14 protein-coding genes are annotated in these 13,833 nt (G+C 72.3%); 6 read left to right on the forward strand and 8 right to left on the reverse strand.

What is annotated here, in order from left to right; translation table 11 throughout:
• Positions 1 to 2 precede the first annotated feature (2 nt).
• From ABKA19_RS07910 to ABKA19_RS07925, 4 genes are read left to right on the forward strand one after another with little or no spacing between them, the layout of a single operon-like run.
• Positions 3 to 689, forward strand: a complete 687-nt coding sequence (locus tag ABKA19_RS07910) for a DUF3348 domain-containing protein (RefSeq protein ID WP_353688437.1) — start codon at positions 3 to 5, stop codon at positions 687 to 689.
• A gap of 11 nt (positions 690 to 700) precedes the next feature.
• Positions 701 to 2,827: a DUF802 domain-containing protein gene (locus ABKA19_RS07915; protein ID WP_353688438.1), complete on the forward strand. Its 2,127-nt coding sequence runs from the start codon at positions 701 to 703 to the stop codon at positions 2,825 to 2,827.
• Positions 2,824 to 3,480 carry an OmpA family protein gene (locus ABKA19_RS07920; RefSeq protein WP_353688439.1) on the forward strand — a complete coding sequence of 219 codons (657 nt, stop codon included), beginning with the start codon at positions 2,824 to 2,826 and terminating at the stop codon, positions 3,478 to 3,480. The genes ABKA19_RS07915 and ABKA19_RS07920 overlap by 4 nt, the downstream gene beginning before the upstream one ends.
• Before the next feature lie 13 nt (positions 3,481 to 3,493).
• Positions 3,494 to 4,093, forward strand: coding sequence for a DUF2894 domain-containing protein (locus ABKA19_RS07925; protein ID WP_353688440.1), 600 nt, complete (start codon positions 3,494 to 3,496; stop codon positions 4,091 to 4,093).
• Between the two features lie 3 nt (positions 4,094 to 4,096).
• Here the strand turns inward: ABKA19_RS07925 and ABKA19_RS07930 are convergent, their stop codons facing one another.
• The 3 genes from ABKA19_RS07930 to ABKA19_RS07940 are packed head-to-tail and all read right to left on the reverse strand — an operon-like array spanning position 4,097 to position 5,926.
• Positions 4,097 to 4,252 carry a hypothetical protein gene (locus ABKA19_RS07930; RefSeq protein ID WP_353688441.1) on the reverse strand — a complete coding sequence of 52 codons (156 nt, stop codon included), beginning with the start codon at positions 4,250 to 4,252 and terminating at the stop codon, positions 4,097 to 4,099.
• Between the two features lie 18 nt (positions 4,253 to 4,270).
• Entirely contained in the window at positions 4,271 to 4,672 is a 402-nt protein-coding gene (locus ABKA19_RS07935) for a SirB2 family protein (protein ID WP_353688442.1), read from the reverse strand.
• A 12-nt stretch (positions 4,673 to 4,684) separates the two neighbouring features.
• Complete coding sequence (locus ABKA19_RS07940; RefSeq protein ID WP_353688443.1) at positions 4,685 to 5,926, reverse strand: NnrS family protein; 1,242 nt, start codon at positions 5,924 to 5,926, stop codon at positions 4,685 to 4,687.
• Between the two features lie 221 nt (positions 5,927 to 6,147).
• Between ABKA19_RS07940 and ABKA19_RS07945 the strand changes: the two genes are divergently transcribed.
• Positions 6,148 to 7,008 (forward strand): PA4780 family RIO1-like protein kinase, encoded by an 861-nt coding sequence (locus tag ABKA19_RS07945; protein WP_353688444.1) that lies wholly within the window; start codon positions 6,148 to 6,150, stop codon positions 7,006 to 7,008.
• 115 nt (positions 7,009 to 7,123) lie between these two features.
• On the opposite strand, the gene ABKA19_RS07950 is transcribed toward ABKA19_RS07945, so the two are convergent.
• From ABKA19_RS07950 to dapA, 4 genes are all read right to left on the reverse strand, one after another.
• Positions 7,124 to 7,861, reverse strand: coding sequence for an rRNA pseudouridine synthase (locus ABKA19_RS07950; RefSeq protein WP_353688445.1), 738 nt, complete (start codon positions 7,859 to 7,861; stop codon positions 7,124 to 7,126).
• 79 nt (positions 7,862 to 7,940) lie between these two features.
• Positions 7,941 to 8,873 carry a transporter gene (locus tag ABKA19_RS07955; protein WP_353688446.1) on the reverse strand — a complete coding sequence of 311 codons (933 nt, stop codon included), beginning with the start codon at positions 8,871 to 8,873 and terminating at the stop codon, positions 7,941 to 7,943.
• Between the two features lie 64 nt (positions 8,874 to 8,937).
• Positions 8,938 to 9,615 carry a membrane protein YczE gene (gene yczE, locus ABKA19_RS07960; RefSeq protein ID WP_353688447.1) on the reverse strand — a complete coding sequence of 226 codons (678 nt, stop codon included), beginning with the start codon at positions 9,613 to 9,615 and terminating at the stop codon, positions 8,938 to 8,940.
• A 22-nt stretch (positions 9,616 to 9,637) separates the two neighbouring features.
• A complete protein-coding gene (gene dapA / locus ABKA19_RS07965; RefSeq protein ID WP_202935646.1) occupies positions 9,638 to 10,531 on the reverse strand; it encodes a 4-hydroxy-tetrahydrodipicolinate synthase in 894 nt (297 codons plus the stop codon).
• 792 nt (positions 10,532 to 11,323) lie between these two features.
• On the opposite strand from dapA, the gene ABKA19_RS07970 reads away from it, so the two are divergent.
• On the forward strand, positions 11,324 to 12,097 hold the full coding sequence (locus ABKA19_RS07970) for a CHAD domain-containing protein (RefSeq protein WP_353688448.1): 774 nt from the start codon (positions 11,324 to 11,326) through the stop codon (positions 12,095 to 12,097).
• A gap of 24 nt (positions 12,098 to 12,121) precedes the next feature.
• Here the strand turns inward: ABKA19_RS07970 and ABKA19_RS07975 are convergent, their stop codons facing one another.
• Positions 12,122 to 13,624 (reverse strand): aldehyde dehydrogenase, encoded by a 1,503-nt coding sequence (locus tag ABKA19_RS07975; protein WP_353688449.1) that lies wholly within the window; start codon positions 13,622 to 13,624, stop codon positions 12,122 to 12,124.
• Positions 13,625 to 13,833 lie beyond the last annotated feature (209 nt).

Here is a 13,833-nt window from a genome sequence, read left to right on the forward strand (position 1 = left end):
AAGTGCCAACAGCCCTGCAACGGAGCCCGGTACCGGGCCCGACCTTCATCCGCCTGCTGGCCCGGGTCGCGGACGCCGATGTCCCCGCCCCGGGTCCGGCGCTGGGCGAGCGGCTGGGCCAGTGGATCGACTGGACCCGTGCGGTCGCCCTGGCCGGCGCCCTGGACGGTCGTCCGTCGCCTTCCGCGCCCGCCGCGCCGGCGACGGGCCCTGACGGCGATGACGAGGTGGCGCGCACGCGCGCGGCCCTGGCCGAGGCGATCGCCACGGATCTGCCCACGCCGCCGGCCGCGGTCACCGACGCGGACGCCATCGACTTCGCCCCCTATCGCCAGCACTGCCTGGCGATGCAGCGCGCGATGCAGGCCGCGACCGGGCGGCTGCGCGGACGCCTGCGCGACCGGCTCGCGCAACGCTCGCCGGAACTGGCGCGGCTGGCCGAGGTGGATGCGGTGATGGAGCTGACGCTCAGCCCGCGCGAATACAAGCTGCTGGCCGGCGTGCCGTTGCTGCTGGGCCAGCATTTCGACCGCCTGCGCGCCGGTGCGACCGCCCCCGGCCAGGCCGGCGCCGCGTCCGCCGCCTGGCTCGACGTTTTCCATCGCGACATGCAGGACGTGCTTCAGGCCGAACTGGATGTCCGCTTCCAACCGATCGAAGGCCTGCTCGCGGCGCTTCGCACCCCCTGACCTGGATCGACATGCGCACAAGCCCCCTCCACCCCGCCCTCCACGCCGCCCTGTTCCTGGCGGGCCTGGCCGCCGTCGCCTGGGTCGGCGCCGGCTACCTCGCCTTCCACCCGGCCGGCGTGGCGGTGCTGCTGGTGATCGCCGCCTGCTACATCGCTGGCGCGATCGAGCTGTACCGCTACCGCCAGGCCACCACGTCGCTGGCCGCCGCGCTGTCGGACCTGCCGGCCGACGGCGGCGTCCTCGATCCGTGGCTGGAGCGGCTGCACCCGCACCTTCGCCACCCGGTGCGCCTGCGCATCGAAGGCGAGCGCGTGGCGCTGCCGGCGCCGGCGCTCACGCCCTACCTGGTCGGCCTGCTCGTCCTGCTCGGCATGCTCGGAACCCTGCTGGGGATGATGGCCACGCTCAGCGGTACCGGCCTGGCGCTGGAGAACGCCGGTGACCTGCAAGCGATCCGCGGCACGCTCGCCGCGCCGGTAAAGGGCCTGGCATTCGCCTTCGGCACCTCGATCGCCGGCGTGGCCACCTCGGCCGCGCTGGGCCTGCTGTCGGCGCTGGCGCGGCGCGAGCGCCTGCAGGTCGTGCAGCGGCTGGACGCGGCCATCGCCACTTCGCTTCGCACCTACTCGCTGGCCTGGCGCCGCGACGAAGCGCTGCGCGTCCAGCAGCGGCAGGCGGAACTGCTGCCGGAACTGGTCGAGCGCCTGCAGGGGATGGTCGCGGCGATCGAGCGGCAGAACGCGGCCGCCGGCGAACAGCTGCTGGCCGGTCAGCAGGACTTCCATGCCCGCGCGGAGGCTTCGCAGGCACGCCTGGCGGCCACGCTGGAACAATCGCTGAAGTCCGGCGTGGCCGAGAGCGCACGCGCCATCGGCGATGTGCTGCAGCCGGCGGTGGCGGCCACGCTGGCCGGCCTGGCCCGGGAAGCCAACACGCTGCACGACACCGTCTCCGTCGCCGTGCAGCGGCAGCTGGAGGGCATGTCCGCCGGCCTCGCCGGGGCCACGGGCGCGGCCGCGCAGGCCTGGCAGGCCGCCGCGGTCGCCCAGCAGGATGCGAACGCGTCGCTGCTGCGCGAACTGCACGACGGCCTCGACCGCCATGCCGCGGCACTGGAGCAGCGCGCGAACGCCGTGGTCGACGGGATCGCCGCACGCCTGGAGGCCAACGCCGAGGTGGTCGCCAGCGCCTGGCGCTCGGCGCTGGCGCAGCAAGACGAACGCCATGCCGAGCAGGCCGCACGCAACGAGCAGGCGCTGGCCACGGCGGCCGCCGCCTTCGAACGGCACGCCACCGCCATGGTCGGCAACGTGGATCGCTCGCACGGCGAACTGCAGGCACTGCTGGCAGCGCAGGAACAGCAGCGCCTGGCCGCCTGGGCCGAACAGGTCGCCCGCATGGGTGCCGGGTTGCGCCAGGACTGGGAGCAGGCCGGCCAGGCGGTGGCCGCGCGGCAGCAGGCGATCTGCGATGCGCTGGCCGCCAGCGCGAACGACATGGCGGCACAGGCGCAGGCGCATGCCAGCGCCACCATCGCCGAGATCGAACGGCTGGTGGACGCCGCCGCGCAGGCGCCGCGCGCCGCGGCCGAGGTCATCGCCGAGCTGCGCCAGAAGCTGTCCGAAAGCATGGTCCGCGACACCGCGATGCTCGAGGAGCGCACCCAGCTGATCGGCACGCTCGGCACCCTGCTCGACGCGGTCAACCACGCCTCCACCGAGCAGCGCGGCGCCATCGACGCGCTCGTCGCCACCTCGGCCGACCTGCTCGAACGCGTGGGCACGCGCTTCACCGACCACATCGAGGCCGAGACCGGAAAGCTCGGCGACATCGCCGCGCAGGTCGCCGTCGGCGCCACCGAGGTGGCCAGCCTGGGCGAAGCCTTCGGTGCGGCGGTGCAGGTGTTCGGCCAGTCCAACGAAGAGTTGCTCGCGCGCCTGCAGGGCATCGAAGCCGCGCTGGACCGCTCGCTCGCACGCAGCGACGAGCAGCTGGCCTACTACGTCGCCCAGGCCCGCGAGGTGGTCGACCTGAGCCTGCTGGCGCAGAAGCAGATCGTCGAAGACCTGCAGCGCATCGGCGGTCCGCGCCAGGCCGGCAACGACGCCAGCGCCGTCGGGACCGAAGCGGCATGAGCGTGGAGTTCGACGACGCCGGATCCACCGCGCCGGTCTGGGCGAGCTTCGGCGACCTGATGTCGGTCCTGCTCGGCGCGTTCGTGCTGGTGCTGGTCGGCGTGATCGCGGTGCAGGCCGAGCTGTCGGGCCGGTTGGACGCGGAAATGCGCAGGCGGCAGGCCGAGCAGGCGCAACGCCAGGCGCTGGAGCAGGCGCTGGCGGGGCCGCTGGCGGCCGGACGGGTGACCCTGGTCGACGGGCGCATCGGCATACGCGGCAACGTGCTGTTCGCGCTCAACTCGGCGCAGCTGCAACCGCAGGGCCGCGAACTCCTGCGCAGCCTGGCGGCGCCGCTGGCCGCCTACATGGAGGCACGCGACGAGATCCTGATGGTCAGCGGCTTCACCGACGACCGCCAGGTACGCGACGGCAACCGCCTGTTCGCGGACAACTGGGAACTGTCCGCGCAGCGTGCGCTCACGGTGACCCGCGTGCTGGTCGACGAAGGCGTGCCGGCGGCCTCGGTGTTCGCCGCCGCGTTCGGCGCCAGCCAGCCGGTCGGCCCCAATACCGACGAAGAGGGCCGCGCCCGCAACCGCCGCGTGGAGATCGCACCGGTCCCGCGGCGCACGCACGCCCAGCCACCGGCCGCCGCCAGCGATGGACGGTAATCCGGCTCCCGGCGTGCGCCAGCGCCTGGATGCCTGGCGCGCACAGGGCGCCGACCGCGTCGACCCGGTGCGGTTCGCCCTGATCGAGTCGCTCGCCCGCCGTGCCGGCGCGCACGAGGGCCTGGCGCGTCGCCTGCTGGACGAGCGCCTGTCCGGGCTGGTCGAGGACTACGCGCGCGACGTGGCGGCGCCCGTGGCGGCCCATGCCAGCGGATCGCGCGATCCGGCCGCCGCCGGTGCGCTGGCCACGCTGCTGGCGCGGATGCCGCATCGCACGATGGACGGCGACCCCTATCCCGAGATTCCGCTGCTGCAGCAGTTCCGCACGCTCTGGGCCGGCCTGCGCACCGAGTCCCAGCTGCGCCAGTCGCTGGAACCGGTGGCCGGCGACGCAGGCCCGCTCAACTCGGCCGTGCTCGTGCACCGCTCGCTCAACCTGATGCGCACGCTGTCCCCCGGCTACCTGCAGCACTTCATCGCCTACATCGACGCGCTGTCTTCGCTGGAACGGATGCGCCCTGCGCACGCGCCGGCCAACGCGGATACAGGTCCGCGCGCGGAGGCCCCGCGCAAGCCCGCGCGAAGCCGCGCGCGCAGGAAGCCGCGTGGCTGACGCTCAGTCGCCGGCCGGCATCCGCCCCGTCGTCGCATCATCCTGGTCGACGCGGGCGTCGGGCACGTCGATCCGCACGCCGGCCGCTTCCCACGACTCCTGCAGCCAGGGACACGCCGGCATGCTCGGGTCGGGCAGTTCCAGTTCGTTCACTTCCACGATGATCCTCCGTCCGGCTCAGGCGCCGAACAGCCAGAAGGCGCCCAGCGGATGGTGCGCACGGGCGATGAAGTAAGCCTGCAGGAAGCACAGCCCCGCCGCCGCCACCAGCCCGGCGCGCGCCATGGCGCGGCGCTGCGGCCGGAACGCGGCGATGCCCAGTGCCACGTACGCGGCCACCAGGCCCAGCTTCGTCCACAGCCAGCCATTGGCGAACAGCTCGCGCGGCAGGATCGTGAGCAGCATGAGGGCCGCGGTCAGCAGCACGGTGTCGATGGTGTAGCCGAGGTAGCGCACCGGCGCCTGCCGCGGCCAGCGCATGCCCCCCAGCAGCGCCAGCGCGCGCAGTGCGAAGAACGTGCCGCTGGCCATGATCGCGGCGACATGGACGAGCTTGATGTCGGGGTAGAAGGTGAGCATCGCGGCCTGCCGTCAGCCCGGGCGCCCGTCGCGCCGCGGCGACAGGTAGATGCGACCGATGTGCGCCACCCACGGCGACAGCGCCAGCAGCCAACCCACCGCCGCCAGTGCCTGCCACAGGCCCGGGTCCGGAAGCACCTCGGCCAGGATCCGCAACGTGGCCACGACCTGGATCGCGGCGAAGGCGAACCAGGCGATGCCGTACATCTGCAGCGGGCGGCCCGAATGGCCCTGGGTGACGCGGGTCACCATGGCCACCAGCAGGCTGCCGAAGAAGCCGATGAACAACGCGTGCATCGGCGCGCGGCCGAGCATGAACTCGCCGGTGAGCCAGTAGCCCAGGCTCTGCGCCGCGTACAGGGCGAACGTCACCGGCAGCCATAGCGTGCCGATGAACAGCACCGCCAGCAGGCCCGGCATGCGCGCACGCGGCCACCAGCGATACACCGCCTGGCTGCCGAGCGCCAGCAGCGGCATGTCGACCAGCCACAGCCAGGCATGGCCATGCACCAGCTCCAGCGCCAGGTGCGCCAACGACAGCGTCCACATCGCCGCCAGCCACCACAGCGGACGCCAGGCGCGGTATCCGGGCACCGCGTTGGCGGCGAAGAAGGGGAACATCCGGTGCGCGACGGTCAGATACACCGGCAGCAACATGCCCATGCCGCCAAGCCTGATCCCGGCGAACGCCCAGCCGGCCGGCGCCCCGAGTACGAAGGCGATGAACATCACCATGCCCAGCCAGCCCAGCACCAGGGCGGCGAAGCACGAGCGCGCATGCCAGGTGGCGCCCTTCTCGTCCACCAGCAGGCGGCCGAGGATGGCCAGCGCCGCGCTCCACCCGGCGAGCGCCATCCACAGGCCGACGGTCAGCCCGGCGTCCCATCCGGCGGCGCCGAGCAGGATCGCCAGTTGCCCGCCCATCAGGCCCGCACCCACCGGCAGGTAGTGCCAGCGCTGCAGGTCGGGCAGCCCCATCCAGCGCGGGAACACGGTCAGCAGGAAGCCGAAGACGAAGCTGGGCAGCACCAGGTACTGCATCACGAACGCATGCAGCCAGCCCGGCGGGATCGCCAGCGCCGGCAGCGTCCACAGCCCGAACCGCACCGACAGCAGCCACAGCGTCCACCACAGCATCGCCAGCAGGACGTTGGCCGCGCCGATGAAGAACATCAGGCGGTGGGGGGCGTGTGCCAGCCAGGCCGGCGAGGCCTGCAGGCGACGGGGAGCGGGCGGCAGCACGTCGATTCGCATGCCGGCAGTGTGTGGCGGGCGTCGCCGGACCGCCTTGACCCAGGTCAGGCGCGGCGCATCCGGAAGGCGTTGTGGCATCGCACGCCCCCGCCCCGGCCGCCGCGGCCAGCGGGTCGCAGTGCGGCCCCGTCGCACGTCGATGGCCCCGCCGGGCCGGAGGTGCGAAAATCGCGCGTCCACGGCCGCGCCTTCCTGCAGCGGCCGCCACCCCCCAGGATCCCGTGAGAACACCCCCAGGCTTGCAGGCGCTGATCGACGACGGCGTCATCGACGAAGTGCTGCGGCCGCTCAAGAGCGGCAAGGAAGCGGCGGTCTACGTGGTCCGCAGCGGCGGTGAGGTGCGCTGCGCGAAGGTCTACAAGGACATGGCCCAGCGCAGCTTCCAGCAGCGCGTGCAGTACCAGGAAGGCCGCAAGGTGCGCGGCAGCCGCGAGGCGCGCGCGATCGGCAAGGCCACCAAGTACGGGCGCAAGCAGCAGGAGACGGCCTGGAAGAACACCGAGGTCGAGGCGCTGTACCAGCTGCGCGCGGCCGGCGTGCGCGTGCCCGAGCCGTTCGGCTACTTCCATGGCGTGCTGGTGATGGAACTGGTCATCGACGCCGAGGGCTACAGCGCGCCGCGCCTGGGCGAGGTCGAGCTGGAAGCGCGGCAGGCCCGCGACTACCACGCCGTGCTGGTGCGCCAGGCGCAGCTGATGCTCTGCTGCGGCCTGATCCATGGCGACCTGTCGGCCTACAACGTGCTGGTCGGGCCCGACGGTCCGGTCGTCATCGATTTCCCGCAGGTCGTCAGCGCCGCCGGCAACAACGCGGCGCGCACGATGCTGCTGCGCGACGTCAACAACCTCACCGCCAGCCTGGGCCGCTTCGCGCCGGAGCTGCTGGACACCTGGTACGGCGAGGAGATGTGGGCACTGTTCGAGGCAGGCGAGCTGCATCCGGACACCGTGCTGAGCGGCGAATTCACCCCGGACGAAAGCAGCGTCGACCTGGACAGCGTGCGCCACGCGATCAACGACGCCCGCGAGGAAGCCCTGATCAGGCAGCAGGGGCGGGAAGCGGCGGCGGAAGACGACGCTTAGATGAGCTCGAACGGCGGCGGAAGACGACGCTCAGGTAAGCGCGAAGCGGCGACGCAGGACGACGCCCAGCCTCGACGCACCGCGCGGGACGCCGCCCCCGCCCCGCCATGGCGCTTCAGAACCGCTCCCCTGCCGGCAGGTAGCGCCAGCTCCCCGCCGGCATCGCGCCGTCCGGCCCCTTGCCCAGGGCCACGCGCCCGATGCGCAGCCGGCGCATCGAAAGCACGTTCAACCCGACCTGCGCGCACATGGTGCGCAGTTGGCCGCCCTGCACGGCCTTGATCGCGAAACGCAGCCGGTTCTCGCTCTGCCAGCTGACCTTGCACGGCGGCAGGACGCGTCCGGCATACGACAGCCCGTAGGCGAGCCTCTGCAGGCCATGCGGCTTCATCTCGCCCTCGACCTCGACGACGTACTCGTGCTCGATGTCGTCCCGATCCTCGGTCAGCCGGCGCCACACCCGTCCATCCTGGGTCAGCACCATCAGGCCGCTGGCCTCGGCATCCAGCGGCACCAGCGGGGTCAGCCGCAGGAAATGGCGCTTCAGCGGACGGATGCCGGAGGGATCGTGGGCCCAGCGCGTGGCCGGCTCCACCAGCGCGGCGGCCGGCCTGTCGCCGGAAACCGCGTCGTACCCGGCCGGCTTGTGCAGCAGGATCGTGGCCGGCTCCACCGCTTCCAGGGTCGCGGCCGGATCCAGTTCGACCCGCTCGCCGGACACCCGGTGCTGCGGCGCTTCCACCACCTGGCCATCCACCCGCACCCAGCCGTTGCGGATGTACTGTTCGGCGTCGGCGCGCGTGCAGCCCGCCAGTTCGGCGACACGGCGGGCAAGGCGGACCGGTTCGGACATGGCGGGGTTCGGCGGACGACAGGGGCGCGCAGTGTAACCACTGGCGGCGTAGCGCCTTCGTCCCTGCCCGGCCAGCGCCTCAGAAGCCGCCGCCCCAGCGGTGCTGCCACGACACGCCCGCCGCGTCGAAACTGTTGCCGGTGCGTGCGTACACGCCGCTGCTGACGGCGAACTTCAACGAGTTCCTCCGGTCCACCGGCAACGACAGCGAGGCACCGATGCGCCAGTTCTGCTGCAGGTCGCGGTTGTAGCGCCCGTCCACCTGCGAGCGCCCGCCGGCGAAGTAGGTGGCATCCAGCGACCACCATGCGCCCGAGGCCAGGCCCCGGATCAGGTTGCCCTGCACCGCGTACAGCGGATCCTGCGAGCGCGTGGTGCCGCCGTAGAAGCGGTCGTTGTCGGTGTACACGGTGGCGGCGAGCTTGAGCTCGCCGATCCACGGCCCGGCTGCTTTCGACAGCCCCAGCTCCGGCTTGAACGACCAGCGGTTGCTCGCGATGTTGACGATCCGGTCCTCGTCGTACTGTCCCAGCGGCGGCGAAACCTGCAGGCTGGCGCCGACGATGAGTTCCTGCCGCCAGTTGCTGAATTGCGCCAGGCCCAGTGCAGGCGCGCCATGGAAGTTGTAGGAGAGACGCAGCACCGGCCGGCCGAAGCCGGTGACGTTGCGCTCGACCGGCGCGCCCAGGTACTCGGCGGTGCCGCTCAGCCGCGTGTACGGCACGCCGGCATCGAACTTGGCCGAGCGCCCCCACAGCGGGAACGCGTGCGCATAGCCGAGCACCAGGCTGGTGGTGCGCAGCGCCTCGTCGGTGATCGGCACGGAGGAGTCGAAGCTCAAGCCGCCGCGTGTCTGCATCACGCCGGCGACCAGGAAGTTCACGCCCACCGGCACGTTGGCGTAGGACCGCGGCTCGATCTCCTGCGCCGGAAGCCGGCCCGCCACCAGGGCCAGGGCGAACAGGCTTGCGAGGAGGATCGGTGTCCGTGTCCCGGCTCGTGGCGACTCCATCGGTCCCCCTGGGTGGCCCTTGGGCCCGGAGTCTATCCCGGCCCGCGCGCCGGCCGCGACGGACTCAGCTGGCAGCGCCGGGCCGGTCGGCCCCGGCCTGGCACGGTTCCAGTCGCACCACCAGCCCGCGCAGGAACCACTGGGTCAGCGGTCCCACGCCGAACGCGAACACCACCGTTCCCACGCCCACGGTACCGCCGAGCAGCACGCCCACCGCCAACGCGCCCAGTTCGATCAGGGTGCGCACGCGGCGCAGCGGCCAGCCGCTACGCCGGGTCAGTCCGGTCATCAGCCCGTCCCGCGGCCCCGGCCCCAGCTGCGCGCCGACATACAGCGCGGTGGCGAAGGCACAGGCGACCACGCCGCCGAGCATGAACAGCGTGCGCGGCCACAGTCCGTCCGGCGTCGGCAGCCACGCCAGGTGGATGTCGGCGAAGGGGCCCAGCAGCAACGTGTTGGCCAACGTGCCCAGGCCCGGCATCTGCCGCAGCGGAATCCAGGCCATCAGCACCGCGACCGAGGTGATCACCATCACCGTGCCGAACGACAGCGGCACGCGGCCGGCCACGCCCAGGTGGAACACGTCCCACGGCGCCGCACCCAGCGCGCCCTCGATCATCAGCGCGGCGGCCAGCCCATAGACCCACAGGCCGGCCAGCAGGCGCACGATCCGCTCGGGCAGGCGGCCGGCGCGCAACTGCGCCAGCGGCCCGAGGTTGAGTAGTCCGGCCGGACCGGTCATGGCCCGCGCTGGCCGCCGGCGGTCACGGGTCCAGCAGCCCCGCTTCGCGCAACGCGGCCTCCACCAGCGCCTGGTTGCCCGGCTCCAGTTCGGTCATCGGCAGGCGCAGGGTGCCACCGCAATGCCCCAGGCGCGACATCGCCCACTTCACCGGGATCGGGTTGGCCTCGACGAACAGCTGCCGGTGCACCGGCAGCAGCCGCTGCTGGATCGCCATGGCGGTGGCGACGTCGCCGGCGAGCGCGGCCATGCACAGCTCGTGCATCAGTCGCGGCGCGACGTTGGCGGTGACGCTGACGTTGCCATGGCCACCGCAGAGCATCAGCGCGACCGCGGTGGCGTCGTCGCCGGAATAGATCGCGAACCCCTCCGGCGCCTCGCGGACCAGCCACTGCGCGCGCTCCAGGTTGCCCGTGGCCTCCTTGATGCCGACGATGCCGGGCACCTGCGCCAGCCGCAGCACGGTGGCGTGCTGCAGGTCGGCCACGGTGCGGCCCGGCACGTTGTAGAGCACGATCGGCAGGTCACCGGTGGCTTCGGCGATGGCCTTGAAGTGGCGGTACTGGCCTTCCTGCCCGGGCTTGTTGTAGTACGGCACCACCTGCAGCTGGCTGCTGGCGCCGACCTGTCGCGCGTACTTCGCCAGCGCGATCGCCTCGGCGGTGGAGTTGCCGCCGCAGCCGGCCATCACCGGCACCCGCCCGGCCGCCTGCTCCACCGCCACGCGGATGATCTCGCAATGCTCGGCCACGTCCACGGTCGGCGATTCGCCGGTGGTGCCGACCACGCCGATGCAGTCGGTGCCCTCGGCCACGTGCCAGTCGACCAGCCGGCGCAGCGCGTCGTAGTCGACGCTGCCGTCCTCGTGCATGGGCGTGACGAGCGCGACGATGCTGCCGCGCAGGAGAATGGGCATGGGGGTCATCCGGAGGTCGCAACGGTGGAAACGCAGCGATTCTAATGGGGGCGCGGCCGCTTGCGGCGTCTCCACCGCCCGCCCCGCCTGGTTGCCCGCGAAACGAACGACGAAACCCGCCCCCGTCACCGGGGCGCGGGAAAATTACGGCCACCACACGACATTTGCACATCCGACTTACGCCCGCGGGCAGAGCCTGTCGATCCCCGGCATGGTGCCGGCGGGAGAACGCAGATGGCGACCAGGTGGAACGAGGAACAGCAGCAGCGGCAGCAGGACCACGAGCAGGAATGGAATCCGCGCCAGCAGGGACGGCCGGACGAGGAAGAGGAATAGTCCGAGCGTGACCAGGCCCCCGCTCCGGCGGGGGCCTCCGCCGTAGCGGCCTCGACACCGCCCCCGGCGGATTGCACAGTCCGGCACCCGCGGCGGGCCATACCCGCCCTCGCCCGTGCCGCCGACCTCAGTTCCGCGCGGCTTTCTTCTCGCTCTTCTCCGCGCGCTTTTCCTTCAGCGTCTTGGCCGGTTTCTTCTTCGTTTCCTTCTTCTTGTCCAGGCCCTTGGCCATTGCCGCACCCTCCGTCGTGATCGTGGGCGGAGCATGCCATATCTCCCCCCGTCCACACGGCCGCCCGACGGGCCGCACGTGGCGGGCGGGATGGCCGCCGGCGAACCCCGGTCGCGCCCCGCCGGGTGGCCCTTGCCGCCTGCCCGGCCGCAGCCGGACCCCGCGGCGGCGCCCCGGCCCGGTGCTACCATCCCCAGCCCGGGCCCACCTCCTGCAGGTCACGTATGCCTTCCTCCTCCCATGGAAGCAGGCTAGGCCGACTCCTCCAGCAGGAATGCCAGGCTGCGACCGCGGCGCTGGCCGGCAGCGGCGACGTGCATGCGCGGGTGCATGAGGCACGCAAGGCGATCCGGCGCGCCCGCTCACTGCTGGCGCTGGTCGATGCCGATCTGGAAGTCGAGTCTTCCGACGCGTTGCTGCGGCGTACCGGCGACAGCCTGGGCATGCTGCGCGACGCCTATTCGGTCGCGCGTACCGCCGGCAAGCTCGCCAGGCGCACGCAGGACCCGCGTTGGAGCGAGGCCGAGGCCGCCCTGGATGCGCGCGCCGACCGCCTGGCCCGGCGCGAGCTGGCCGCCGACCCCGGCTTCGCCAGCCGCGTGCGCGCCATCCGGCGGGCGGCGAAACAGCTGCAGGCCCTGCCCTGGGACACGCTCGCCAGCGCGGACATCCGCGCAGGCCTGGTCCGGCAGAGCAGGCGCGCCGACAAGGCGGCGCGGCGGGCGAAGAAGCAGCCGCTGCTGCAGAACCTGCACCGCTGGCGTCGCCGGGTACGGCGGCTGCGGATGCAGGTGGACGCGCTGGCGGCGCTGAAGATCAGCCCGCTCGGCTCCGACCCGGCCGTGTCCCGGCGGCTGCACGCGCTCAGCGACGAGCTGGGCTGGCACCAGGACCTGGAGGTGCTGGCCGAGACGCTGCGCCGCATGCGCAGCCTGGCCTGCCGCCAGGCGCTGCTCGGGCAACTGCGCGGCGGCGCGATCGAGCGCGAGGCGGCCTGACCGCGGTCGCCGGCATGCCGACGCTCATTCCCCGAGATTGATCCAGGTCGCCTTCATTTCGGTGTACTTGTCGAAGGCGTGCAGCGACTTGTCGCGGCCGTTGCCGGACTGCTTGTAGCCGCCGAACGGCGCGGTCATGTCGCCGCCGTCCCAGTAGTTGACCCAGACGCTGCCGGCGCGCAGGCCACGCGCCATGCGGTGCGCGCGCGCGAGGTTGGCGGTCCACACGCCGGCGGCCAGGCCGTACTCGGTGTCGTTGGCGATGCGCAGGGCCTGCGCTTCGTCGTCGAACGGGATCACCGCCAGCACCGGGCCGAAGATCTCCTCGCGCGATATCGCGTGTTCCGGACGCACGTCGTCGAACACGGTCGGCTCGATGTAGCAACCGCCGTCCACGGTCTGCAGGCGGTTGCCACCCAGCGCGAGCCGCGCGCCTTCGGCCTGGCCCTTGTCGATGTAATCGAGCACGCGCCGGGTCTGGCCTTCGTCGACCATCGCGCCCATCGGCGCGCCGGGCTCCAGCGGATGGCGCGGCTGCATCTTCCGGCCCGCCTCGACCACCCGCGCGACGAACTCTTCCTGGATGCCGCGCTCCACCAGCAGGCGCGAGGCGGCGGTGCAGACTTCGCCCTGGTTGTAGAAGATGCCCGACGCCGCAGCCTCGGCGGCCTTCGCCAGGTCCGGCGCGTCGGCGAAGACGACGTTGGGACTCTTGCCGCCGCACTCCATGTACGCACGCTTCATGTTGGACAGGCCGGCGCACTGCAGCAGGCGCTTGCCCACCGCGGTCGAGCCGGTGAAGACCAGCCCGTCCACGTCCATGTGCAGCGCCAGCGGCTCGCCCGCTTCCTTGCCGAACCCGGGCACGACGTTGAACACGCCATCGGGGATGCCGGCCTCGGCGACCAGTTCAGCCAGGCGCAGCACGCTCAGCGGCGACTTCTCCGACGGCTTGAGTACCACCGAGTTGCCCATCGCCAGGGCCGGCGCCAGCTTCCACGCGGCCATCAGCAACGGAAAGTTCCACGGAACGATGGCGCCGACCACGCCCAGCGGCTCGCGCGTGACCAGGCCCAGTTCGTCCTGGCCGGTGGGCGCGACTTCGCCATAGACCTTGTCCAGCGCCTCGGCGGTCCAGCTGAAACAGCGGATCGTGGCGGCGATATCGACATTGCGCGCGTCGTCGATCGGCTTGCCCATGTCCAGCGATTCCAGCAGCGCCAGTTCGTCGGCGTGCCGCTCGATCAGCGCGACCAGCTTCTGCAGGGTCTTCTTGCGCTTGACCGGTTTGGCCTGCGACCAGCCCCCGGCCTCGAAGCTTCGCCGCGCCGCGCGCACCGCGCGGTCGATGTCGGCCTGCCCGCCGGCCGCGACCTTGCCCAGCACACTGCCATTGATGGGACTGATGCAGTCGAAGGTGGCGCCATCGGCGGCGTCGACGTACTGGCCGTCGATGAAGGCCTGCGTGCGCAGGGTCAGGCCGTCGGCCATCGCCTGCCAGTCGGCGCGGGTGCGTGGGGTGGTCATGGGAGGCTCCTGATCGTTCGCCAACGCGTCCGCGCGGGCCCGCCGTGCCGGAACGCTCCGGTGCGATGCCTGCCGACGGGAAGTAAGGGAGGAGGCTGCGGCCGCAGGCAGGAGCCGGGGGACATGGACGTCGGCAGGCATCGTGCCGGAGCGCCGACCGCCGCCATTCCCCGCGCAGGCAGCGCGCGCGGAATACAACGGGCCCGGCT

Source organism: Pseudoxanthomonas sp. Soil82, from assembly GCF_040446535.1.
GTDB lineage: Bacteria > Pseudomonadota > Gammaproteobacteria > Xanthomonadales > Xanthomonadaceae > Pseudoxanthomonas > Pseudoxanthomonas kaohsiungensis.

Excerpts from the sequence above, each read along its gene's own strand:
- ABKA19_RS07915 (WP_353688438.1), top strand. The coding sequence starts at position 701 with ATGCGCACAAGCCCCCTCCACCCCGCCCTCCACGCCGCCCTGTTCCTG.
- ABKA19_RS07920 (WP_353688439.1), top strand. The coding sequence starts at position 2,824 with ATGAGCGTGGAGTTCGACGACGCCGGATCCACCGCGCCGGTCTGGGCG.
- ABKA19_RS07935 (WP_353688442.1), bottom strand. The coding sequence starts at position 4,672 with ATGCTCACCTTCTACCCCGACATCAAGCTCGTCCATGTCGCCGCGATC.
- ABKA19_RS07940 (WP_353688443.1), bottom strand. The coding sequence starts at position 5,926 with ATGCGAATCGACGTGCTGCCGCCCGCTCCCCGTCGCCTGCAGGCCTCG.
- ABKA19_RS07950 (WP_353688445.1), bottom strand. The coding sequence starts at position 7,861 with ATGTCCGAACCGGTCCGCCTTGCCCGCCGTGTCGCCGAACTGGCGGGC.
- ABKA19_RS07955 (WP_353688446.1), bottom strand. The coding sequence starts at position 8,873 with ATGGAGTCGCCACGAGCCGGGACACGGACACCGATCCTCCTCGCAAGC.
- yczE (WP_353688447.1), bottom strand. The coding sequence starts at position 9,615 with ATGACCGGTCCGGCCGGACTACTCAACCTCGGGCCGCTGGCGCAGTTG.
- dapA (WP_202935646.1), bottom strand. The coding sequence starts at position 10,531 with ATGCCCATTCTCCTGCGCGGCAGCATCGTCGCGCTCGTCACGCCCATG.
- ABKA19_RS07970 (WP_353688448.1), top strand. The coding sequence starts at position 11,324 with ATGCCTTCCTCCTCCCATGGAAGCAGGCTAGGCCGACTCCTCCAGCAG.
- ABKA19_RS07975 (WP_353688449.1), bottom strand. The coding sequence starts at position 13,624 with ATGACCACCCCACGCACCCGCGCCGACTGGCAGGCGATGGCCGACGGC.